This window comes from Pontibacillus salicampi, from assembly GCF_042434395.1.
Lineage (GTDB): Bacteria > Bacillota > Bacilli > Bacillales > BH030062 > Pontibacillus > Pontibacillus salicampi.
This window is the reverse complement of record NZ_JBHLTP010000021.1, coordinates 38,587-60,457: the sequence shown is the minus strand read 5'-3', so window position 1 is coordinate 60,457 and position 21,871 is coordinate 38,587. Positions and strand designations below refer to the sequence as shown.

The 21,871-nt window shown below is 41.9% G+C and carries 38 protein-coding genes; 2 read left to right on the top strand and 36 right to left on the bottom strand.

Translation table 11 applies throughout. The annotated features are described in order from the left end of the window. Window positions 1–417: 417 nt before the first annotated feature. Window positions 418–639, bottom strand: coding sequence for a hypothetical protein (locus ACFFGV_RS19340; RefSeq protein WP_377351422.1), 222 nt, complete (start codon window positions 637–639; stop codon window positions 418–420). 152 nt (window positions 640–791) lie between these two features. Between ACFFGV_RS19340 and pdaB the strand changes: the two genes are divergently transcribed. Further along, entirely contained in the window at window positions 792–1,553 is a 762-nt protein-coding gene (pdaB, locus tag ACFFGV_RS19335) for a polysaccharide deacetylase family sporulation protein PdaB (protein ID WP_377351417.1), read from the top strand. Between the two features lie 15 nt (window positions 1,554–1,568). Here the strand turns inward: pdaB and ACFFGV_RS19330 are convergent, their stop codons facing one another. Next, entirely contained in the window at window positions 1,569–2,231 is a 663-nt protein-coding gene (locus ACFFGV_RS19330) for a KinB-signaling pathway activation protein (RefSeq protein WP_377351415.1), read from the bottom strand. Window positions 2,232–2,398: 167 nt separating this feature from the next. Here ACFFGV_RS19330 and gerD point away from each other — a divergent pair, with 167 nt between their 5' ends. Continuing rightward, on the top strand, window positions 2,399–3,067 hold the full coding sequence (gene gerD / locus ACFFGV_RS19325) for a spore germination lipoprotein GerD (protein ID WP_377351413.1): 669 nt from the start codon (window positions 2,399–2,401) through the stop codon (window positions 3,065–3,067). A gap of 83 nt (window positions 3,068–3,150) precedes the next feature. Here the strand turns inward: gerD and salA are convergent, their stop codons facing one another. From salA to rplV, 34 genes are all read right to left on the bottom strand, one after another. Then, on the bottom strand, window positions 3,151–4,203 hold the full coding sequence (gene salA / locus ACFFGV_RS19320) for an iron-sulfur carrier protein/transcriptional regulator SalA (protein ID WP_377351411.1): 1,053 nt from the start codon (window positions 4,201–4,203) through the stop codon (window positions 3,151–3,153). Window positions 4,204–4,300: 97 nt separating this feature from the next. Then, on the bottom strand, window positions 4,301–5,023 hold the full coding sequence (gene cwlD, locus ACFFGV_RS19315) for an N-acetylmuramoyl-L-alanine amidase CwlD (RefSeq protein ID WP_377351409.1): 723 nt from the start codon (window positions 5,021–5,023) through the stop codon (window positions 4,301–4,303). A 61-nt stretch (window positions 5,024–5,084) separates the two neighbouring features. Beyond that, window positions 5,085–5,528 carry a DUF2521 family protein gene (locus ACFFGV_RS19310; RefSeq protein ID WP_377351407.1) on the bottom strand — a complete coding sequence of 148 codons (444 nt, stop codon included), beginning with the start codon at window positions 5,526–5,528 and terminating at the stop codon, window positions 5,085–5,087. Between the two features lie 158 nt (window positions 5,529–5,686). Further along, a complete protein-coding gene (rpsI, locus tag ACFFGV_RS19305; protein ID WP_377351405.1) occupies window positions 5,687–6,079 on the bottom strand; it encodes a 30S ribosomal protein S9 in 393 nt (130 codons plus the stop codon). Window positions 6,080–6,097: 18 nt separating this feature from the next. Beyond that, window positions 6,098–6,535 carry a 50S ribosomal protein L13 gene (gene rplM / locus ACFFGV_RS19300; RefSeq protein WP_377351403.1) on the bottom strand — a complete coding sequence of 146 codons (438 nt, stop codon included), beginning with the start codon at window positions 6,533–6,535 and terminating at the stop codon, window positions 6,098–6,100. Window positions 6,536–6,700: 165 nt separating this feature from the next. Beyond that, entirely contained in the window at window positions 6,701–7,444 is a 744-nt protein-coding gene (gene truA / locus ACFFGV_RS19295; RefSeq protein ID WP_377351401.1) for a tRNA pseudouridine(38-40) synthase TruA, read from the bottom strand. Window positions 7,445–7,456: 12 nt separating this feature from the next. Beyond that, a complete protein-coding gene (locus ACFFGV_RS19290) occupies window positions 7,457–8,254 on the bottom strand; it encodes an energy-coupling factor transporter transmembrane component T family protein (RefSeq protein ID WP_377351399.1) in 798 nt (265 codons plus the stop codon). Continuing rightward, window positions 8,247–9,122 (bottom strand): energy-coupling factor ABC transporter ATP-binding protein, encoded by an 876-nt coding sequence (locus ACFFGV_RS19285; protein ID WP_377351397.1) that lies wholly within the window; start codon window positions 9,120–9,122, stop codon window positions 8,247–8,249. Before ACFFGV_RS19285 ends, ACFFGV_RS19290 begins: the two co-directional genes overlap by 8 nt. Continuing rightward, entirely contained in the window at window positions 9,098–9,937 is an 840-nt protein-coding gene (locus ACFFGV_RS19280; RefSeq protein WP_377351395.1) for an energy-coupling factor ABC transporter ATP-binding protein, read from the bottom strand. Before ACFFGV_RS19280 ends, ACFFGV_RS19285 begins: the two co-directional genes overlap by 25 nt. A gap of 151 nt (window positions 9,938–10,088) precedes the next feature. After that, window positions 10,089–10,445: a 50S ribosomal protein L17 gene (gene rplQ, locus ACFFGV_RS19275; protein ID WP_377351393.1), complete on the bottom strand. Its 357-nt coding sequence runs from the start codon at window positions 10,443–10,445 to the stop codon at window positions 10,089–10,091. A gap of 46 nt (window positions 10,446–10,491) precedes the next feature. Further along, window positions 10,492–11,436 (bottom strand): DNA-directed RNA polymerase subunit alpha, encoded by a 945-nt coding sequence (locus ACFFGV_RS19270; protein WP_377351391.1) that lies wholly within the window; start codon window positions 11,434–11,436, stop codon window positions 10,492–10,494. Between the two features lie 174 nt (window positions 11,437–11,610). Further along, entirely contained in the window at window positions 11,611–12,000 is a 390-nt protein-coding gene (rpsK, locus tag ACFFGV_RS19265) for a 30S ribosomal protein S11 (protein ID WP_377351389.1), read from the bottom strand. Between the two features lie 22 nt (window positions 12,001–12,022). Next, a complete protein-coding gene (gene rpsM / locus ACFFGV_RS19260; RefSeq protein WP_377351387.1) occupies window positions 12,023–12,388 on the bottom strand; it encodes a 30S ribosomal protein S13 in 366 nt (121 codons plus the stop codon). Window positions 12,389–12,409: 21 nt separating this feature from the next. After that, on the bottom strand, window positions 12,410–12,523 hold the full coding sequence (rpmJ, locus tag ACFFGV_RS19255; protein ID WP_036819759.1) for a 50S ribosomal protein L36: 114 nt from the start codon (window positions 12,521–12,523) through the stop codon (window positions 12,410–12,412). 34 nt (window positions 12,524–12,557) lie between these two features. Then, entirely contained in the window at window positions 12,558–12,776 is a 219-nt protein-coding gene (gene infA, locus ACFFGV_RS19250) for a translation initiation factor IF-1 (protein WP_036835536.1), read from the bottom strand. Then, window positions 12,754–13,092 carry an RNA-binding protein gene (locus ACFFGV_RS19245; protein ID WP_377351384.1) on the bottom strand — a complete coding sequence of 113 codons (339 nt, stop codon included), beginning with the start codon at window positions 13,090–13,092 and terminating at the stop codon, window positions 12,754–12,756. The genes infA and ACFFGV_RS19245 overlap by 23 nt, the downstream gene beginning before the upstream one ends. Window positions 13,093–13,108: 16 nt before the next feature. Further along, the gene (gene map, locus ACFFGV_RS19240) at window positions 13,109–13,855 is read right to left on the bottom strand and encodes a type I methionyl aminopeptidase (protein WP_377351382.1); all 747 of its coding nucleotides are present in this window, start codon (window positions 13,853–13,855) and stop codon (window positions 13,109–13,111) included. Then, window positions 13,852–14,505 (bottom strand): adenylate kinase, encoded by a 654-nt coding sequence (locus tag ACFFGV_RS19235; RefSeq protein WP_377351380.1) that lies wholly within the window; start codon window positions 14,503–14,505, stop codon window positions 13,852–13,854. The genes map and ACFFGV_RS19235 overlap by 4 nt, the downstream gene beginning before the upstream one ends. A gap of 29 nt (window positions 14,506–14,534) precedes the next feature. Further along, window positions 14,535–15,827, bottom strand: a complete 1,293-nt coding sequence (secY, locus tag ACFFGV_RS19230) for a preprotein translocase subunit SecY (protein WP_377351378.1) — start codon at window positions 15,825–15,827, stop codon at window positions 14,535–14,537. Continuing rightward, the gene (gene rplO / locus ACFFGV_RS19225; protein ID WP_377351376.1) at window positions 15,827–16,267 is read right to left on the bottom strand and encodes a 50S ribosomal protein L15; all 441 of its coding nucleotides are present in this window, start codon (window positions 16,265–16,267) and stop codon (window positions 15,827–15,829) included. The genes secY and rplO overlap by 1 nt, the downstream gene beginning before the upstream one ends. 33 nt (window positions 16,268–16,300) lie before the next feature. Further along, window positions 16,301–16,483 (bottom strand): 50S ribosomal protein L30, encoded by a 183-nt coding sequence (gene rpmD, locus ACFFGV_RS19220; RefSeq protein WP_377351373.1) that lies wholly within the window; start codon window positions 16,481–16,483, stop codon window positions 16,301–16,303. Between the two features lie 13 nt (window positions 16,484–16,496). Further along, window positions 16,497–17,000, bottom strand: a complete 504-nt coding sequence (rpsE, locus tag ACFFGV_RS19215) for a 30S ribosomal protein S5 (RefSeq protein WP_377351371.1) — start codon at window positions 16,998–17,000, stop codon at window positions 16,497–16,499. 20 nt (window positions 17,001–17,020) lie between these two features. After that, complete coding sequence (gene rplR, locus ACFFGV_RS19210) at window positions 17,021–17,383, bottom strand: 50S ribosomal protein L18 (RefSeq protein WP_377351370.1); 363 nt, start codon at window positions 17,381–17,383, stop codon at window positions 17,021–17,023. A gap of 32 nt (window positions 17,384–17,415) precedes the next feature. Then, the gene (gene rplF / locus ACFFGV_RS19205) at window positions 17,416–17,952 is read right to left on the bottom strand and encodes a 50S ribosomal protein L6 (protein ID WP_377351368.1); all 537 of its coding nucleotides are present in this window, start codon (window positions 17,950–17,952) and stop codon (window positions 17,416–17,418) included. A 29-nt stretch (window positions 17,953–17,981) separates the two neighbouring features. Beyond that, a complete protein-coding gene (gene rpsH / locus ACFFGV_RS19200; protein ID WP_377351366.1) occupies window positions 17,982–18,380 on the bottom strand; it encodes a 30S ribosomal protein S8 in 399 nt (132 codons plus the stop codon). A gap of 29 nt (window positions 18,381–18,409) precedes the next feature. After that, complete coding sequence (locus tag ACFFGV_RS19195; RefSeq protein WP_377351364.1) at window positions 18,410–18,595, bottom strand: type Z 30S ribosomal protein S14; 186 nt, start codon at window positions 18,593–18,595, stop codon at window positions 18,410–18,412. 29 nt (window positions 18,596–18,624) lie between these two features. Further along, window positions 18,625–19,164, bottom strand: coding sequence for a 50S ribosomal protein L5 (rplE, locus tag ACFFGV_RS19190; protein ID WP_377351362.1), 540 nt, complete (start codon window positions 19,162–19,164; stop codon window positions 18,625–18,627). A 25-nt stretch (window positions 19,165–19,189) separates the two neighbouring features. Continuing rightward, the gene (rplX, locus tag ACFFGV_RS19185) at window positions 19,190–19,501 is read right to left on the bottom strand and encodes a 50S ribosomal protein L24 (RefSeq protein ID WP_377351360.1); all 312 of its coding nucleotides are present in this window, start codon (window positions 19,499–19,501) and stop codon (window positions 19,190–19,192) included. A gap of 35 nt (window positions 19,502–19,536) precedes the next feature. After that, window positions 19,537–19,905 carry a 50S ribosomal protein L14 gene (rplN, locus tag ACFFGV_RS19180; protein ID WP_377351358.1) on the bottom strand — a complete coding sequence of 123 codons (369 nt, stop codon included), beginning with the start codon at window positions 19,903–19,905 and terminating at the stop codon, window positions 19,537–19,539. A gap of 48 nt (window positions 19,906–19,953) precedes the next feature. Then, complete coding sequence (rpsQ, locus tag ACFFGV_RS19175; RefSeq protein WP_377351356.1) at window positions 19,954–20,220, bottom strand: 30S ribosomal protein S17; 267 nt, start codon at window positions 20,218–20,220, stop codon at window positions 19,954–19,956. A 20-nt stretch (window positions 20,221–20,240) separates the two neighbouring features. Further along, entirely contained in the window at window positions 20,241–20,444 is a 204-nt protein-coding gene (rpmC, locus tag ACFFGV_RS19170) for a 50S ribosomal protein L29 (protein ID WP_036819803.1), read from the bottom strand. Continuing rightward, window positions 20,434–20,868, bottom strand: a complete 435-nt coding sequence (gene rplP, locus ACFFGV_RS19165; RefSeq protein ID WP_377351353.1) for a 50S ribosomal protein L16 — start codon at window positions 20,866–20,868, stop codon at window positions 20,434–20,436. The genes rpmC and rplP overlap by 11 nt, the downstream gene beginning before the upstream one ends. A gap of 18 nt (window positions 20,869–20,886) precedes the next feature. Then, complete coding sequence (gene rpsC / locus ACFFGV_RS19160; protein ID WP_377351352.1) at window positions 20,887–21,525, bottom strand: 30S ribosomal protein S3; 639 nt, start codon at window positions 21,523–21,525, stop codon at window positions 20,887–20,889. 3 nt (window positions 21,526–21,528) lie between these two features. Then, window positions 21,529–21,870 carry a 50S ribosomal protein L22 gene (rplV, locus tag ACFFGV_RS19155; RefSeq protein ID WP_377351350.1) on the bottom strand — a complete coding sequence of 114 codons (342 nt, stop codon included), beginning with the start codon at window positions 21,868–21,870 and terminating at the stop codon, window positions 21,529–21,531. Window position 21,871: the final 1 nt, after the last annotated feature.

Below are 21,871 nucleotides of genomic sequence, written 5' to 3'. Positions count from 1 at the left end.
TCGTCCTGAGCCAGGATCAAACTCTCCATAAGAGTTCGCCTAACATCATGTGAACATGATTACTGGCTAATGTTAAAAAATTAACAGGTTGTTTACAAGTTGTTTTGTTCAGTTTTCAAAGTTCAACTATTTGTCTGAAGCGACTTTTACATTTTAGCAGGAGAAGCTATTGATGTCAACAACTTTTTGTTGATTTCTTTTGTGCTCTCTTGCGTTGAAAGCGCCTCGTTTATTGCGACGCTATCTAATTTATCACGGTGTTTTGTGTGAGTCAATAGCGTATGAAAAGAAAATTTAATTTCTTTGTAATGTTGTGGTTTGGGCCGTTGTTGGCTCAATGACAACAGATAATAATATAGCACACGATTTTAGGCCATGCAATACTTTTTCCGCATTTTATTAAATCCGTATTCTATATTAATGTAGCGTATCTTTTTTAGGTATATATTTGATACATTCCTTTTCGGTAGCAAACCTTCTGAACAATTTAAACAGAATTCTATACCGTTCCCTCATTGCTCTTTTTACCAATGCTTCTATATGGCGATCATTCAAATCATGTAATAATTCTTCCATTTCCCTCTTAAGTAAGTACTCCATTTCTTTACGCTCGATTTCATTGATGATTAGTCCTAACAATGGGATCACCTCGTGGTAAGTTGTCATCTTCCCTTTCATTTTGTCCATTTATTTACAAAATATAAAACCTTATCCTTTAAGCTTGTTCATATTTGTCCTATTCCTTCATAGAATTTCTATAGTGAAAGGTTTATATAAGAGGGGGGACTATCATGAAAGATGCCTACTTATGGGAATGGAGAAGGATAAAAAAATGGGGATTGGTTATTGTGGCTGCTCTTTTTTGCGCTATATTTTTATGGATAGAACGAGAAGGAGCTTTTTCTGTATTCTCTACAGATGAAGGTCCTAGAGCATTAATTAGTAGTGGCAAGGCAGGCAAGGATGTGTCTCTTACATTTAACATTAGCTGGGGACAGGAGGAAGTCTATCCTATTCTCGATACGTTAGAGCAAAACAAGGTCACCTCTACTTTTTTTGTAAGCGGAGAATGGGCAGAGCGTCACCCTGAAATTGTTAAACGAATCGTAGAAGACGGACATGAGTTAGGTATGATGGGGTACCGATATAAAAGTTACTTAAAGCAGGATATTACTCAGGTGAAAAAGGATCTCCTCTACGCCAAGGAGGTATTTCGTAAGCTGGGATATGAGGATATTACCCTTCTACGTACACCAAGCGGTCACTTTAATAAAGAAGTGCTGAAGCTTGCGGACACACTCGGTTTTCAGGTTATTCAATGGAGTGTGAATCCTAAGGATTATGATAATCCTGGTACTCAAATTATTATTGATGAGGTATTGAAAAAGACAAAGGGCGGTGACATTATTCTCTTACACGCATCTGATTCTGTTAAACAAACAAATAAGGCGTTAGAGACAATTATACCTGGGGTGAAAGGGAAAGGGTATGGGTTTGTTTCTATATCAGAGCTTATCTCTAAAGCAAAAGCCCAATCCGCTCCGGTACAATAAGGAAGAGCAAGCGACTTAACGCTTGCTCTTCTTTTTCTTTTTATTCTTTGTGGCAGATCCCTTCGAGGACGGCTGCTGCGCTTGTGTACTGGCTGGCGGATTTATCCTATGAAGCAACAGCACTTGATACGTATTACACAGTAGCAGTGGGAAAATCATCAGCGTTGTCCAGTCCTGATCGGCTACTCTCAAGGCAGGCACCCATTCGACGGACGTTACCACTACCATAAAGAATAGTGCTGGAATAAACGCTTTTTCATTGGTCTCCTTTGCCTTTTTCCTCGCTACTATAAGAGAAAATAGTAACAATAGAACCGGAGCAAGGAAGAAGGGCCATATACTGGCATCTTCTGCTGCGTTTCGATAACGGAAGTACACCAAATCAAATAAGGCAAATACGATAAGCCCTATTTGTATTAATGTCCATGACTGCTTAAATACACCAAGTCCAAATTGATGGACAGTCAAATATGCGAAAAAACCCATTTGACTAATAATGCTAAATATAAAACCAAACCCTAAGAAGGTAAGCACGACTCCCAATAGCCCAAAAGCATTGAATGGCTGTAGCGCTTCCATATAGGCGTCATTTTTCACGAAAAAGCTAACGATTAGTGTGGTAACACCACCCCATAACAATGTCATCAGGAATAGTCTTACCCATTTACGACTAGTCACAATTGTTCCCCCTATTTCCAGCATATACTCTCGCTTATTGCTCGAGCATTAACACATCTTTTGCTATTTTATCATGAAGAGCCGCTTTTTTCCTTAGTTTGTCCTGCATATTTTTATTGGAATATCGAATATTAACAGTAGGGACGAAAGATGAAAGGAGTGTTCTTATGGGTAAGATGAAGAACCTCATTCTTATCATTTCCTTACTAACTTTCTTAACTGCTTGTTCCGGAAATTCGTCCTCGAGCGGCGAGCAAGCCGGTTATGAAACCACCAAAAAGATGGTGGTCGATATATTGAAAACAGATGATGGGAAAAAAGCTATTACCGATGTGCTAAAAGACGAAAACATGAAGCAGCAGGTTATCATGGAATCCGATGTGGTGAAGCAATCCATTGAAGAAACGATCACTTCGGATAAAGGGAAGGAATTCTGGAGTAAGATGTTTGAAGATCCAGAGTTTTCCAAGACCTTTACGGAATCAATGACGGAGGAACAAAAGAAGCTAACCAAGGATCTCATGAAAGATTCAGAATACCAAAAGAGTATGTTGGAGATTTTGCAAAATCCTGAGATTACGGAACAGATGTTGACTGTCATGACTAGTCAAAAGTTTAGAGAGCATCTTGAGAAAACCATCGAAGAATCAATGAACACCCCTATGTTTAAAGCGAAAATGAGCGACATCGTCTTAAAGGCCGCAGAAGAAATGCAATCCACTTCCCAAGAGTCCGGTGGGCAGGAAGGTGGAGGGCAACAAAGCCAGAGTGGTGAAGGCAGCAGTGGAGGAGAAGAATCTGAGAAGTCAGGTTCCGGTTCCGGTGGAGGCTCTTAATCCTAAATGGCATCATGTAATCGGTAATACTCCCTTCAACATAGAAAATCCCGGCTCTTCTATAAAAAAGAGCCAGGATTTTTTTATGCTTCCATTTTTTGAACCATCTTGTTGGCAATATTCAAGAAAATTTGTCCTGTTGGATGATCCGCTTGATACACACCAGGAGCAAAGATATCTTCCTCCTCATATGGCTGCTGCAATGGTATTTGACCTAACACTTCGGTCTCTAACTGTTCTGCAAGCTTCGGGCCTCCGCCTTGCCCAAATACATATTCCTTCTGTCCTGTTACTTTGCTTTCAAAGTAAGCCATATTCTCGATAACTCCAACTAATTCATGCTCCGTTTTAATCGCCATTTGCCCTGCTCTTGCTGCAACGAATGCTGCTGTTGGGTGAGGTGTCGTGACGATGACTTCTTTGCAGGATGGCAGCATAGAGTGTAAATCCAGAGCTACGTCACCCGTGCCTGGCGGGAGATCAATGAGAAGATAGTCTAAATCGCCCCATTCTACCTCTTTAAAGAAGCTTGTCAGCATTTTCCCAAGCATTGGTCCACGCCAAATAATAGGGGAGTTGTCCTCCACGAAGAAGCCCATAGATATAAGCTTCACGCCAAAGCGCTCTACGGGGATAATCGTTTCCCCACGAACAACAGGCCGCTCTTCCACTCCCATCATATCAGGTACACTAAAGCCATAAATATCCGCATCAATAATCCCAACCCTTTTTCCTAATCGGGCTAAAGAAGTCGCCAGATTGACTGTCACCGTTGATTTACCAACTCCCCCTTTACCGCTGGCTATGCCGATAAAGGTAGTGTTACCTCTTTCTAAAATAGAGCCGCCTTCCTCGCCAGCAGATTCAGCAAATTGCTTCATCACTTCCTCTGACAGCTGGTGGAACCGTAAGCCTACCGTTTCCGCTCCACCTTCCTTTAAAACGTTTACAATTTCTTGTTGTAATTGCATCTGCTCTGCTGTATTGGGCTGAGCGATATTGATTTTCACACTAACGTGATTCTTCTCTTCCTTAATGGTTATTTCATCGATTCCACCGGTTTCCTTAAGCGGCGTATGTAAATGAGGATCTTTAATAGGATTTAGTAATTCTATAATTTGTTCTTTCGTTAGCAAGGGTGTCACCAACCTTTTTTAGATTCTATAGGCAAGTATAACATATCTTCCACTCGCTATTGGAAAGACGACGCTTGATTTGTAGAAATTTTCAGAGTTAATTAGTGATCTCGGGAGCTTCCTCCTCTGTAGCATACCGTAAAATTCCTTCATAAATAGACGCAGCTACCTTTCGTTGGTAGGCCTTTGTCTTAAGCAAATCTCGTTCATGGGCATTCGAAAGAAAACCGATCTCTACGAGCGATCCTGGAATAGCAGCATGCTTCACCAAATAAATATTACTCATAGCTAGTGCTGTCCTATTTGTATTTTCTAAGTTTCTTCGTATCTCTGTCTGTATGAATTTAGCAAGCTTTTCACTTTCCGGGGAAGATGGATTGTAAAAGGATTGCGCACCGTGCCATTTTGCTGATGGAATCGCATTTAAATGAATGCTCACATAAAAATCAGCATCCTTCCCATTAATAAACTCCACCCGTCTTCGGATATCCTGTGATTTCCGGCGCGACAAGCTACTTTCTTCCTCATCAGCCAGGTCTGTATCATTCTCCCTCGTTAAATGAACGATAGCTCCGCCTTGTTGAAGGTAATCACGAAGCTGTTTGGACACGGCTAACGCGATATCTTTCTCAAGCGTTTCGTCTGCCCCAACTGCCCCTCCATCCACTCCACCATGCCCAGGATCAATGACAATCGTTTTTCCTGCTAGCGGCAGTGACCAGGTTTTCCATGAGTCATTTATCTCCAAAGGATAGCGTATTAAAAAAATAAGAACACAAACGCCAATAATCCAGCTTAGTATCTTATAATATTTCCCCATCCTTGCTCCCCCTCCCTAACTATTCCTCAATATATGGGACAAGGATGGGATTTATGCAACATTAATCAAGCTTAAGGCGACGTCTTATCTTTCCCTTCTCCATTCCAAGCGTCCACCATCTCTGAAAAAAATCTCGACAAATTCTCTCTCCCCGCAACGCAAACCACCCATTTCGAGCTGTAGCCTCCTGCCAATAATCTAGATAGTCATAAAAATCATAAACGATTGTATCCAGCTCTACTCTGTATCGGCTACTGACTTCCTTTACGTCATCTCCATTGCACAGATATTGACTAGCTTCTGCACCTAGTAAATAGGCTTCCATAGCCTGCTCTACGGCTTCTTCTCGAATAGCTGTATCATAAACGTAATAGGAAAGGAATAAAGACCGAAAGCTGCCTTCTACATCTTTTTGAACCTCATCTAAAGTAAGCTCACGCAATAAATTACGTTCAAATGCTAATTGTTTATTTAATCGAAGCTGTTCTAATGGTACAACAGACATACCGCTTCACCTCCGCTTGCCATTTAGTGTATTCGGTAAGCTGCTAAACCATTCTTTCCTATCACAGTTCCCTTAATTGGAAGAAATGGGCGGGTATGAGGACATAAAAAAACCCCAGGACCGATAAGGACCTGAGGTTTTGTATATAAGCGATACGATTAACGCTTAGAGAATTGTGGTGCACGACGTGCTTTCTTAAGACCGTATTTCTTACGCTCTTTCTTACGAGGGTCACGAGTTAGTAGACCTGCACGCTTAAGTGGAGTGCGGTATTCTGGATCAGCTTCTAGAAGCGCACGCGCCACACCGTGACGAATTGCACCAGCTTGACCAGTGAAGCCTCCTCCGTGTACATTTACAAGGATATCGTAATTACCTTCAGTCTCAGTAATAGCTAGAGGCTGTTTAGTAATCATGCGTAAAGTTTCATATGGGAAATAGTCTTCTGCATCGACGTTGTTAATTACAAGACGACCTGTACCTGGTACAAGGCGTACACGAGCAGTAGAGGTCTTACGACGACCAGTACCGTAGTATTGAACTTGTGCCACTATATTTACCTCCTTTGATTATCCGCGAAGCTCAAGTGCTTCTGGTTTTTGTGCTTCATGCTTGTGTTCTGGACCAGCATATACATGCAATTTCTTGCCCATTTGACGACCTAGTCTGTTTCCAGGAAGCATTCCTTTAACAGCTGTCTCGATCATTTCACGAGGATACTTCGTACGCATTTCGTATGCGGAACGAGTTCTCAATCCACCTGGGTAGTTAGAGTGGTTATAATACATTTTGTCATAGATCTTTTTACCTGTAAGATGAACTTTTTCTGCGTTTACGATGATTACGTGATCACCGGTATCAACGTGTGGTGTGTAGGTTGGCTTGTTTTTACCACGTAGGATAGTAGCTACTTCACTAGCCAAGCGGCCTAGAGTCTGGCCTTCCGCATCCACAACATACCATTTACGTTCAATGTTGTTCTCATTTGCCATAAAAGTTGAGCGCATTGGTCGGTTCCCTCCTAAATGTTTATATATTCGTTCGTTTTATTTTATCCTTAACACAATTAGATTTCCGGGGCTAATCATGGTTTAGAAATAAAATGCCATAGATTATATTATAATAGAATGACACCTAATGTCAAGAAAATGTTACGCCAGGACACGTTGTTTTTATTTGTATAAGACATCCCATAGAAATAATCCGTTAGCAGGAGCTGTCATGCCCGATTTCGTCCTATCCTTTGCCTCCAACATTTCTCTAACATCCTCCGGCTGAAAATAACCTTTGCCGACTGCTAGAAAAGTCCCCACCAGAATTCGGACCATGTTGTACAAAAATCCGTCTCCTTTAAAAGTAAAGATTAATTCATTTCCTTCCTTTATACAGGAAGCCTCTGAAATAGTTCTTACCTTCTCTCCTTTTATGTGGGTCTTCATGGAGCAAAAGGAGGTGAAATCGTGTGTTCCAAGCACATAGGTGCATGCCTCCTGTATCGCTGCTACATCTAAATCAAATGGTACATGATAGGTATAATGTCGTCTGAAGATATCTGTTTCCTTTTGATGCAGTACAAAGTAGCGATACTCTTTCCCGATGGTATCATGTTGGGCGTGGAACGTTTTCTCAGCCTTCTCTACGCTCTTCACCTTGATATCGGCTGGGAGGAGAGTTTGCAATGCACGTTTCCACTTAAAGGCTTCAATTTGTATAGTGGTATCGAAATGAATGACCTGTCCCATTGCATGAACGCCCTTATCGGTTCTTCCAGAAGGAATCACGCGGATATACTCTCCCTTATGCATCTTGGTCAGTGCCTGTTCTATTTTCCCCTGAATGGTAACTCCATTAGGCTGTATTTGAAACCCGGAATAATTTGTCCCGTCATATTGAATCACACACTTTAATCGTTCCATGATCATTCGCCTCTAGTTCCTTGTAAAAAATAATCCAATCACTAAAAGGATAAATAATCCTAAAGCTAAAAAATCCTTCGTTTCAAGCTTTAATTCACGGAGCTTGGTTCGTCCTTCTCCACCTTGATACCCTCTAGCTTCCATCGCCATTGCTAGTTCCTCTGCCCGTTTAAAGGCACTGACAAACAGCGGAACCAGCAAAGGAACTACAGCTTTTACTCGTTCTTTAATCGGACCACTGCGAAAATCAACACCTCTTGAAGCCTGGGCTTTAGAAATCTTCTCTGTTTCTTGCATTAAGGTCGGTATGAAACGTAAAGAAATCGACATCATTAATGCTAGCTCATGAACAGGAAAACGAACCTTCTTCAACGGACCTAACAAATCCTCCACCGCGTCTGTTATGGAAATGGGGGTCGTGGTGAGTGTAAGCATGGAGGTGACTAATATTAATAGAAAGAATCGTAAGGAGATGGACACTCCTTGTACTAAAGCACCCGAATAAATCGGGTAAGAGAATAACTCAAACATTACTTCTCCCTCTTTGGTCATAAAGACGTGGAGGAGAAATGTAAAAATAATAATAAACCATACGGGCTTTAGCCCTTTCGATATAAATCCAAGTGGAATTCTAGTTATCACTACACTACATATAGCAAAAAGAGTCAGCAGCGTATAGCTAGCTAGAGAGTTAGCCAAGAACACGATAATAACAAAGAAGAAAATGATTGATATCTTAGTCCTCGGATCTAACCGATGGATAAACGACTCTCCCGGCACGTATTGACCAATAACCATAGAGTTATTCATAAGTCGCAGCCCCCTTCTTTACCTGCTCCAATAGAGCTGCTGCTATTTCTTTAAGGGACTGACCTTGGTACTCCATCGTCATGCCAAGTTCATCATTCAATGTAGTAATTAGTTCAATGACCTCTGGCACTTCTAAACCAACCTTATTTAATTGCAGCTTCTGTGTGAATACCTCTAAGGGACTACCTTGCATGTACACCTCACCGTGATCCATCACGATAACATGATCAGCATATGCAAGAGCATCCTCCATGCTATGGGTCACTAAAACAGTGGTTAACCCTTTATCATGGTGCAAGTCATAAAACATATCCATAATATCGGTCTGTCCTTTAGGGTCAAGTCCAGCAGTCGGTTCATCCAGCACAAGTACTTCTGGATTCATGGCGAGCACACCTGCAATCGCAACACGACGCATTTGACCGCCACTTAAATCAAATGGAGACCGCTCCAGCATATCTGATGACAACCCCACGGCCTGCAAAGAAGTATAAATTCGTTCGTCTATCTCTTTTTCCTCCACACCGAAGTTAGAAGGTCCAAAGGCTATATCCTTGTAAATCGTTTCCTCAAACAGTTGATGCTCGGGATATTGAAACACAACCCCTACATGCTTTCGTAAGCTCTTCAGCTGTTTATTCTTTGCATCTGACTTCAGAGTGAATTCTCCAATACTTACTTCACCATGTGTTGGGGAGAGCAGACCATTTAAATGTTGAAGGAGTGTTGACTTACCAGAACCAGTATGACCAATAATCGCCACAAAAGATCCGGACGGAATAGTAAAGGAAACATCGTTTAAGGCTTTGTGTTCAAAAGGTGTATTGGGTTGGTATATATAGCTTACTTTGTCGAATGTGATTTCCATAGTACATCTACCAATTCCTTATGAGTTATAGGTTCTTCTTCCATCGTTAAGCCAAGCTCCTTTAGTTCATGGGCTACCTGCGTAACAAGAGGAACTCCAAGACCAATATCGTGCAGCTCTGATTTCTTAGCAAACACGTCCCTTGGTGTACCCTCATACCATATTTCACCCTTATTCATGACGATGACTCGATCAGCAAGGGTTACTTCGTTCACATCATGGGTAATGGTGACAACGGAAACGTCTCTTTGACTCCGAAGATGATGAATGGTACTCATAATTTCTCTTCTGCCATAGGGATCTAGCATAGCCGTAGCCTCATCCAGAATTATCATTTCAGGGGCAACTGCCAGTACACTTGCAATCGCAACTCTCTGTTTCTGTCCCCCAGATAGACGATGGGGTTCATGATTTTTATATTCTGTCATTCCAACTGCTTCCAGGCTGGAATTAATACGCTCAATCATCTCTTCACGGGGCACTCCATGATTCTCTAACCCGAAGGCGACATCATCCACGACAGTAGTACCAACAAATTGGTTGTCAGGGTTTTGAAACACCATTCCTACTTTTTTGCGAATCGACCATATATTCTCTTCCTGTAAGGATAAATCGTCTACTACAATTTGCCCTTCCTGTGGGAACAGCAATCCATTCATCAGCTTAGCGATGGTAGATTTTCCAGAACCGTTGTGGCCGATTATCGCAACCCACTCATTGGGGTGGATAGTCATATTCAATTGCTTGAGTATATTGGGCTGGTCTTCCTGATAGCGAAACGATACGTCTTGGAAAGACAAAAAACCACGCTCCATCTCACCCCTCCTCTTCTCTACTCCCATCCCTTATTAGGATCGGACCATCCAGGCCCCTCCATAAAAACAGAGCCTGGAACCCGTAACCCTAAAAAAAAAGGGCTGGGATTAACCTCGAATGAGATTTGCTCCTGCCCTTTTCTAACAAGGATTATACTAACTCGATAATCGCTGTTTTTGCACCGTCACCTTTACGTTCACCTAGTTTTAACACGCGAGTGTAACCACCTTGGCGCTCTTCATAACGGGGAGCGATGTCAGTGAATAGCTTTTGAAGTGCAGTTTGTTCACTGTCTTCTGCTTTTTCATTGTATAAGAATGATTCAGCCTGACGACGGGCATGTAGATCACCACGTTTACCTAGAGTGATCATTTTATCCACTACAGAACGTAGCTCTTTCGCTTTCGCTTCTGTTGTTTCAATGCGTTCATGAATGATCAGGTCAGTTGCAAGGTTACGTAGCAATGCCATACGAACGTCAGTTGTACGACCTAGTTTTCTAGCCATGTCAGTTCCCTCCTTTACAGCAAATCTCTATCGCAATTAATCTATTTTAATCATCTTTACGTAAGCCTAAGCCAAGCTCATGAAGCTTATGCTTCACTTCTTCCAGGGATTTACGGCCAAGATTACGAACCTTCATCATATCCTCTTCGGATTTCTGAGCTAGTTCTTGAACCGTATTGATTCCTGCACGCTTCAGGCAGTTGTAAGAACGTACGGATAAGTCCAGTTCTTCGATAGTCATTTCAAGAACCTTTTCTTTCTGGTCCTCTTCTTTTTCTACCATTATTTCAGCCTTCTGAGCTTCATCAGTAAGTCCAACAAAAATATTTAGGTGTTCCATATAAATCTTAGCACCTAAAGATACTGCTTCTTCTGGTCGAATGCTTCCGTCAGTCCAAACGTCTAACGTCAGCTTATCAAAATTTGTTACCTGACCTACACGAGTATTTTCTACTTGGTAGGTTGCACGAGTGATTGGTGTGAAGATGGAATCAACTGGGATAACACCAATTGGTCTATCATCGCGTTTGTTTGCTTCAGCCGGACGATACCCACGTCCTTTTTCTGCAGTAATACGCATACGTAAACTAGCGTTAGTTTGCAGAGTAGCAATGTGAATATCAGGGTTTAGAATCTCAACATCACTATCATGCGTAATATCTGCTGCCGTAACTGATCCTTCTCCCTGAACATCAATCTCTAACGTCTTCGTTTCTTCTGAATAAATCTTCATTGCAAGCTTCTTCAGATTAATAATGATAGTAGTAACGTCTTCTACAACACCATCGATAGTAGAGAACTCATGGAGAACACTATCAATTTCAACTGATGTTACAGCTGCGCCAGGAAGTGAGGATAATAGGATACGACGCAAGGAGTTTCCAAGTGTAGTACCATACCCACGTTCAAGCGGTTCGACGACGAACTTTCCAAATGTTGCATCATCGCTGATCTCAACCGTTTCAATTTTTGGCTTTTCAATTTCGATCATTAAATATAACCCTCCTTCAAAACGTCGAAACCTCGGTTAGACCCACAGTCTAACCGAAATTCCTCAGGTAGGCAGTCCCCGATTTATGCGCTTCTCTTTTTTTGCTTTTGTCGATGCTGTTTAATAGCTATCATAACCCATTATAGACAGGGTGACAAATTCTATACAGGTAAATTACACACGACGACGTTTTGGTGGACGGCATCCATTGTGAGGTACTGGCGTAACGTCACGAATGGCTGTAACCTCTAGTCCTGCTGCTTGTAGAGAACGGATAGCCGCTTCACGACCTGCACCAGGGCCTTTAACTGTTACTTCTAGAGTTTTCATTCCGTGTTCCTGAGACGCTTTCGCTGCTGCTTCCGCTGCCATTTGGGCTGCGAAAGGAGTAGATTTACGGGAACCTTTGAAACCTAGGGAACCAGAACTGCTCCAGCTAATTACGTTACCTTGAACATCAGTAATAGAAACAATTGTGTTGTTGAATGTAGAACGAATGTGAGCTACACCAGATTCTATATTCTTTTTCACGCGTTTTTTACGTGTATTAGTTTTACGTGCCATAGAGTTAGCTTACCTCCTTTACTTATTTTTTCTTGTTAGCTACTGTACGACGTGGGCCTTTACGCGTACGAGAGTTGTTCTTCGTCTTTTGTCCACGTAGTGGAAGGCCACGACGGTGACGAACTCCACGGTAGGAGCCGATTTCGATTAGACGTTTAATATCAAGGGATTCTTCACGGCGAAGATCACCTTCTACTGTGAAATTCTCTAGCGCTTTACGGATGCTAGCTAGTTCGTCTTCTGTAAGATCACGAACGCGAGTGTTTTGAGAAACACCAGCTTCAGCTAGTACGCTCTTTGCTGTTGTATGACCAACACCATATACATACGTTAGAGAGATAACTACACGCTTGTCACGTGGAATATCTATACCTGCTACACGTGCCATAGTTTCGCACCTCCTTATTGATTAACCTTGTTTTTGTTTATGCTTAGGGTTATCACAGATAACCATTACTTTTCCTTTACGACGGACAACTTTGCATTTTTCGCAAATTGGTTTTACAGATGCTCTTACCTTCATCATCCATACCTCCTTTTAGACGGAGTATTTTACGCTATTTATAGCGATAGGTAATACGTCCTCTTGTTAAGTCATAAGGAGAAAGTTCAACCGTCACTTTGTCGCCAGGCAAAATACGAATGAAGTTCATACGAATTTTACCGGAAACATGGGCTAGCACAGTATGACCGTTTTCTAACTCCACTTTAAACATTGCGTTCGGCAATGTGTCAATAACGGTACCTTCTACTTCAATTACATCTTCTTTCGCCATCGAGTTGATCTCCCTTCTTCAGATCAGTCACTACTTCATTTCCAAATTTTGATAAGGCAAAGCGTAGTTTGCCATTCGTTACGCGACCAGTTTCTAGAAGGCTATTTTGGACTTCTGGAGAGACATAATCCATCAGTTCAATATGCTGAACGTTTTTCTTTTTAGGACGATCATACTTTCTCTTCTCTCCGTCAGCAAGCAGCAAAAAACGATCATCTATTATATCGATGATTATCATGAATTGCTCTACTTCACGCCCCTGTAAGACACGAACAACTTGACCCAATCGTGCTGGACTCGACTCCGATTCGTTCAACAACGATCACCTTCACTTAGGCTTTAGTTAGAATTTCAAAACCATCTTCTGTAATAGCAATCGTGTGTTCAAAATGAGCACACATCTTACCATCCTCTGTTACTACCGTCCAATTGTCATCAAGTGTTTTCACGTACCGTTCACCTGCATTGACCATTGGCTCAATTGCTAATACCATTCCTGGCTTTAACCTAGGACCTTTATTAGGAGGCCCAAAGTGTGGAATTTGCGGATCTTCGTGCAGGTCCTGCCCGACACCATGACCAACATATTCCCTAACAATTGAAAAGCCTTTAGGCTCTACATATGACTGTATCGCATGAGAGATGTTGGATAACCGAACAGCGGGCTTTGCTTCGTTGAGTCCTTTAAATAGGCTTTCTTCTGTAACATCTAGCAATTCCTGCGTCTCTTCATCGATCTCCCCTACGGGGTAAGTCCAGGCTGAATCACCATGATATCCTTTGTATTTAGCGCCAATATCAATAGAGATAATATCTCCATCATTCAAGACGCGCTCACTAGGGATACCATGAACAAGCTCTTCGTTCACGGAAACACAAATACTACCACGGAACCCATTATACCCTTTAAAAGAAGGAATTGCATCCATATCGCGGATGAATTTGTCTGCTATATCATCCAAATACTGGGTGGTAACACCAGGTTTAATATGCTTTTGCAATTCTTGGTGCGTTAGCGCAACGATTTTACCTGCGTGACGCATGATGTCGATTTCGCGTGGTGTCTTCGTAATGATCATTCAGCTAATCCTCCGAGCTTTTGGTCAACATCCTGGAATACTTTATCGATGTCCTGGTCGCCATCAATGGTAACAAGATAGCCTTTATCTTCATAGAAGTTTAATAGAGGCTGCGTGTTCTCCAAGCTGACTTCCAGACGCTTACGAACTGTCTCTGGTTTGTCGTCATCACGTTGAATGAGATCAGAACCATCGTGATCACATTTTCCTTCCACTTGTGGAGGGTTGTATTTCACGTGGTACGTTGCCCCACATGTCGGACATACACGACGACCGGTCAAGCGTTCAATAAGTTGTTCAGTATCAACGTCGATATAAAGTACATAATCAAGTGTAGTACCTAAATCTGATAATATAGTTTCTAATGCATCAGCTTGTGCAATGGTTCTTGGAAAACCATCAAGCAAAAAGCCTTCTTTACAATCATCTTTGGCAAGTCGCTCTCGAACTATACCTATTGTTACTTTATCCGGTACAAGCTCTCCAGCGTCCATATAGGACTTCGCTTCTTTTCCTAGCTGTGTTCCTTCTTTGATCGCAGAACGGAACATATCTCCTGTTGAGATATGAGGGATTTCATATTTTTCAACAATTCTTTCCGCCTGGGTGCCTTTTCCGGCCCCGGGAGGACCCATTAAGATTAAATTCAAAATGTTCCCCTCGCTCTCATATTACAGTTTTATTTAATGAAGCCTTTATAGTGACGTTTCACTAGCTGGCTCTCTAATTGTTTCATTGTTTCTAAAGCTACACCTACTACGATTAGCAGGGAAGTACCTCCGATTTGAACACTTTGCGGAAGACCAGCTAATCCACCGAGTAATATCGGTAAAATCGATATTGCTGCAAGGAAGATGGATCCTACAAAGGTTAAACGGTAAAGCACACGAGTAAGGTACGTTTCCGTATTCTTTCCTGGTCGAATACCCGGGATGTACCCACCCTGCTTTTTCAGGTTCTCTGCCATTTGCTCAGGATTTACCTGAACGAACGTATAGAAGTAAGTGAATGCTATAATAAGTGCAACATAAATCACCATTCCAGGCCAGTTTTGATAGTCAAAAATGTACTGGATGGTCGTTGCAATTTCATTATCTCCAAAAAATCCGGCAACTGTTCGTGGTGCTACAATAAATGAAATCGCAAAGATTACCGGAATAACACCCGCAGCATTTACCTTAATAGGTAGGTGCGTTGAATGACCACCTACTGGTGAACGGTTTACTAAACGCTTCGCATATTGGATTGGAATCTTGCGAAGTGCTTGTTGAATAAAGATAACACCTACGATGATACCCACTACAACAAGGGCAATGATTGCCAAAATAACGATGTTAATAAACAGCTGTTCTCCAGCATCTACGATATATTTCTCATAAAGCTGATTGACTCCACTAGGAATACCTGCAGCAATACCAGCAAATATCAGAATGGATATTCCATTACCTACACCATGTGCAGTGATTTGTTCACCTAACCACATTAAAAAGGCTGTTCCACTTGTTAAGACCAGTGCGATAACAAGAAACTTGAATACGCCTGGATCTTGAATCAATTGACCTTGTGTTAAGGTGTTAAACCCAATGGACATGCCAATTGCTTGAATAAAAGCTAGAACAACCGTTGCATAGCGGGTAAACTGAGCTAATTTACGACGTCCAACTTCACCCTGCTTTTTCCACTCAGCGAATTTAGGAACAACATCCATTTGCAAAAGCTGAATGATGATGGATGCCGTGATATACGGCATGATTCCCATCGCAAAAATAGAAAATTGCTGAAGTGCTCCTCCACCGAAAGTATTGAGAAAACCAAAGACATTATTTTCATTCATAAAGTCAATGGCTCCCTTATCGGTGAACGGAACAGGAATAAATGTTCCAAGTCGGAAGACAATCAGCATTACAAGTGTAAAGAAGATCTTCCGTCGTATGTCACCCACGCGCATAAAATTGGAGATTGTCTGAAACATTAAATCACCTCAGTTTGACCGCCCGCCGCTTCAATAGCTTCTTTAGCAGAAGCAGAGAACTTATGAGCCTTTACAGTCAATTTCTTTTCTACAGAACCTTTTCCAAGTACTTTAAGACCGGATTGTAGTTTGCTAACTACGCCAGTTTCCAGAAGAAGTTCTGGTGTTACTTCTGTACCTTCTTCGAATCGGTTAAGTGCATCAAGATTTACTACTGCAAATTCTTTACGGTGAATGTTTGTAAAGCCTCGTTTTGGTAGACGTTGGAATAAAGGCATTTGACCACCTTCGAAACCTGGACGTACACCGCCGCCGGAACGAGCTTTTTGCCCTTTATGACCACGGCCAGATGTTTTACCATTACCAGATGCCATTCCACGGCCTACACGGTTACGCTTTTTACGTGAACCTTCTGCTGCCTTCAACTCATGAAGTTTCATTAGAGCACCTCCTCTTTTTACGCTTTAAGTTTATTAAACTTCCTTAACCGTTACAAGATGAGATACTTTGTCTGCCATACCACGGATGGCTGGAGTATCGTCATGAGCTACGGTTTGACGGATTTTGTTAAGACCTAGAGCTTTTACTGTCGAACGTTGAGCTTCTGGTCTGCCAATTACGCTGCGCGTGAGGGTAATTTCTAATTTTTTAGACATGTCATTTCCCTCCTTATCCTAACAGTTCTTCTACAGACTTTCCACGAAGTTTCGCTACATCTTCAGCACGCTTCAGTTCGTCAAGTCCGTTTAATGTCGCACGTACCATATTAATTGGAGTGTTGGATCCTAGTGATTTGGATAGGATATCGCCAATACCTGCTAGTTCTAGCACGGCACGAACAGGTCCACCTGCGATAACTCCTGTACCTTCAGCTGCAGGCTTCATCAAGATGTTACCAGCACCGAAGCGTCCAACAATTTCATGCGGAATTGTAGTACCTACAGTTGGTACTTCAATTAAGTTTTTCTTCGCATCTTCAATAGCTTTACGAATTGCTTCTGGTACTTCAATTGCTTTACCAGTACCAAAACCAACATGACCATTCTTATCTCCTACTACAACCAATGCAGCAAAGCGGAAACGACGTCCACCTTTAACAACCTTCGCTACACGATTGACAGTAACAACGCGTTCTTCAAGATCTAATTTGCTTGGATCAACGTATGCACGCATGTGTGTCCCTCCTTTTTCTATTAAAATTCTAGACCAGCTTCACGAGCAGCGTCAGCTAATGCTTTCACACGTCCGTGATATAGATAGCCTCCGCGGTCAAATACGATTGCTTTAAAACCATTCTCTTGCGCACGTTTAGCAACTAGTTCGCCTACTTTGGATGCAGCTTCTACGTTACCAGTTTCGTTAAGTTCAAAGCCGTTATCCATTGTGGATGCACTAGCTACTGTTACACCATTCACATCATCAATAAGTTGTGCATAGATGTGTTTGTTTGAACGATAAACGTTTAAACGTGGACGTTCCGGAGTACCAGTTATTTTCTTACGTACGCGTGAATGTCTTTTCTTACGCACAGCGTTTTTATCAGCCTTTGTGATCATCCAGGTCACTCCTTTCTGTTCCCTACCGAACTTTATTTAGCAGTCTTACCTTCTTTACGACGAACAACTTCGCCTTCATAACGGATACCTTTACCTTTGTATGGCTCAGGTGGGCGGATAGCACGGATGTTTGCAGCTACTGCTCCAACCAATTCTTTATCGATACCTTTAATGGTAATCTTGGTTTGAGACGGTACTTCAATCTCGATACCTTCGCGCTTTTCAATTTCAACCGGGTGAGAGTAACCAGCATTTACAACAATTTTATCGCCTTGTTTTACAGCACGGTAACCAACACCTTGGATCTCAAGGCTCTTTTCATACCCTTTAGAAACACCTTCAACCATGTTTCCGATAAGGCTACGAGTAGTTCCGTGTAAAGAACGGTGCTCTTTGTTGTCGCTTGGACGTTCAACACTCAACACGTTGTCTTCAATTTTAACATTCATATCCGGGTGGATGGTACGAGTTAATTCACCTTTAGGTCCTTTAACTGAAACCTCATTCCCATCAATAGTAATTTCGACTCCTTCAGGAATCTGTAATAATTTTAAACCTACGCGGGACATTCTAGCACCTCCTGTCTTTAAAAAATGAATTACCAGATATAAGCTAGCACTTCGCCACCAACAGCTTGTTGACGAGCTTCTTTATCAGTTAACACACCGTTAGATGTGGATACTACAGCGATACCAAGACCGTTTAGTACGCGTGGTACTTCATCAGCTTTCGCGTAAACACGAAGACCAGGCTTACTGATACGTTTCAGGCCAGTAATTACTCGCTCATTGTTCGCTCCGTATTTCAAGAAAATACGTAGGATACCCTGTTTGTTATCTTCTACGAATTCGTAATCACGTACGAAACCTTCACGTTTTAGGATGTCAGCGACTTCCTTTTTAAGGTTTGAAGCAGGAACTTCAAGCTTTTCGTGACGTACCATGTTTGCATTACGAATACGAGTTAGCATATCTGCAATTGGATCTGTCATGACCATTCTAAATTACCTCCTTCCCTACTTTGGGATTACCAGCTTGCTTTTTTGACTCCAGGAATTTGACCTTTATATGCAAGTTCACGGAAACATATACGGCAAAGTTTAAAGTCTCGTAGTACAGAGTGCGGACGGCCACAGCGTTCACAACGTGTGTATTCGCGTACTTTATACTTTTGAGGTTTCTGTTGCTTTACGATCATTGATTTTTTAGCCACAATTTTCCCTCCTTTTAAAGCTTTCTAGCTTATTGTTGGAAAGGCATACCGAATTGAGTTAATAGTTCACGGGCTTCTTCGTCATTGTTAGCTGTAGTAACAACTACGATGTCCATTCCGCGTACTTTTGTAACTTTATCATAGTCAATCTCTGGGAAGATTAATTGTTCTTTAATTCCAAGAGTATAGTTCCCACGACCATCGAATGCTTTCTTAGAAATTCCACGGAAGTCACGAACACGTGGTAGAGATACATGAACTAGTTTTTGTAGGAACTCATACATGCGCTCTCCGCGAAGTGTAACTTTCGCACCGATAGGCATTCCTTCACGTAGACGGAAACCTGCGATAGATTTCTTCGCTTTCGTGATTAGTGGCTTTTGACCAGAGATAATAGATAACTCCTCAACCGCGTTGTCTAATGCCTTCGCGTTTTGAACTGCGTCACCAACACCCATGTTGATGATGATTTTCTCAACCTTTGGTACTTCCATAACTGATTCGTATTCGAATTTATTTTGTAAAGTTGGAATAATATCTTCTTTATATTGTTTCTTAAGTTCGTTCATCAAGTAGCCCTCCTTTCGTCGCTAATTATTTATCTAACGCTTCACCGGATTTTTTAGCGATGCGAACTTTCTTACCGTCACGTACTTCGTGTCCAACGCGAGTTGGTTCACCAGTTTTCGGATCGATTGGTAAGACGTTAGACACATGGATTGGTGCTTCCTGGCTAAGGATACCGCCTTGAGGGTTGTCTTGTGATGGCTTCGCATGTTTTTTAACAACATTTACGCCTTCAACAAGGACACGCTCTTTTTTCGGATAAGCTTCAAGGATCGTTCCTTGTGTTCCTTTATCCTTACCAGTGATCACCATAACTTTGTCACCTTTTTTTACGTGCATGGGAATGGCACCTCCTTACAAGGCAATATTCTTCACTATAATACTTCTGGAGCTAGAGATACGATTTTCATGAATTTACGATCACGTAATTCACGAGCAACCGGTCCAAAGATACGAGTTCCGCGTGGGCCTTTGTCATCCTTGATGATTACGGCAGCATTCTCGTCGAAACGAATGTAGGAACCGTCTTTACGACGCATACCAGACTTAGAACGAACGATTACAGCACGAACTACTTCGTTCTTTTTGACAACGCCTCCTGGTGTTGCTTGTTGCACTGAGCAAACAATAACATCACCAATATTAGCAGTTTTACGGCCAGAGCCACCTAGAACTTTAATCGTTTTTACTTCACGAGCACCAGAGTTGTCTGCAACTTTAAGCATGCTTTCCTGTTGGATCATACATGTTACCTCCCTTCGGCATACATTCCGAACGAAATCTCATCTCTATTAGATAATAACTGATTCTTCAATTACTTCTACTAAGCGGAAACGTTTGTTAGCTGATAGTGGACGAGTTTCCATGATTCTTACTACGTCACCCATCTTAGCTGTGTTATTTTCATCATGTGTTTTGAACTTCTTAGAGTACTTAACACGTTTGCCATATAGTTGGTGGAATTTATACGTTTCAACTAGAACCGTAATTGTTTTATCCATTTTGTCGGATACAACACGACCAACATATACTTTACGATTATTGCGTTCTTCAGTCATCGAGGGTAACCTCCTCTCTGTTATCTGTTATTTACGCCTACTTCACGTTCACGAACTACTGTCTTCATACGTGCAATAGACTTACGAACTTGACGAATACGCGCAGTGTTCTCCAGCTGACCTGTAGCAAGCTGGAAGCGTAAGTTGAAAAGCTCTTCTTTAAGAGATTTAACTTTTTGTTCAATTTCGGCAGTGGTTAATTCTCTGATTTCATTAGCCTTCATTGATTTCACCACCAATTTCTTCACGTTTTACAAACTTTGTTTTAATCGGCAGTTTGTGAGATGCAAGACGCAATGCTTCACGTGCAACTTCTTCAGATACACCTGCAATTTCAAACATGATCTTACCGGATTTTACGTTAGCTACCCAACCTTCTGGAGCACCTTTACCGGAACCCATTCGTACTTCAAGTGGTTTAGCAGTATAAGGTTTGTCTGGGAAGATTTTGATCCATACTTTACCGCCACGTTTCATGTAACGAGTCATGGCAATACGAGCTGCCTCAATCTGACGGCTAGTAATACGAGCTGAACCTACAGCCTGTAATCCAAATTCACCAAAAGCTACAGAAGTACCGCCTTTTGCACGGCCATCTAAACTCTCACGATGTTGCTTACGATATTTAACACGTTTTGGCATTAACATAATGCTGATCCCCCTTCCTTAGTTCTTTTTAGATGGAAGGACTTCTCCACGATAAATCCACACTTTAACACCTAGCTTACCGTAAGTGGTGTCTGCTTCTGCAGTACCGTAATCGATGTCTGCACGAAGTGTGTGAAGTGGTACAGTACCTTCGCTGTAATATTCAGAGCGAGCAATATCTGCTCCGCCAAGACGACCAGAAACCATTGTTTTGATACCCTTCGCTCCAGAACGCATAGCGCGTTGAATGGATTGCTTTTGAGCACGACGGAAAGAAACACGGTTTTCTAGTTGTTTTGCAATGTTCTCAGCAACTAATGCTGCGTCAAGATCTGGTTTCTTCACTTCAACAATGTTAATGTGAACTCGTTTGCCAGTCAACTCATTTAATGACTTACGAAGCGCTTCTACTTCAGAACCACCTTTACCGATTACCATTCCTGGCTTAGCAGTGTGAATGGAAACGTTAACGCGGTTCGCAGCACGTTCGATTTCAATAGTAGATACAGCTGCATCTACCAGACGATTTTCAAGATATTCACGAATTTTAATGTCTTCATGTAATAAATCTGCATAGTCTTTACCAGAGTACCATTTGGACTCCCAGTCACGAATGACGCCAACACGCAGACCTACCGGATTAACTTTTTGGCCCACTTCTTATCCCTCCTTCTTTTCTGATACAACTAAAGTGATATGACTTGTGCGTTTGTTGATTTGGCTTGCGCGGCCCATCGCACGTGGACGGAAACGTTTCAAGGTTACCCCTTCATTGACAAACGCTTCGGAAACCACCAAGTTGTCAGGGTCCATTTCATAGTTATGCTCCGCATTTGCAATAGCAGAGTTCAATACTTTTTCTACAACAGGAGAAGCTCCGCGTTGAGTATTGCGTAGAATCGCAACAGCTTCGCCTACGTTTTTTCCTCGAATTAAATCTACTACTAAACGAACTTTACGAGGAGCTATACGAACGGATTTCGCAACGGCTTTGGCTTGCATC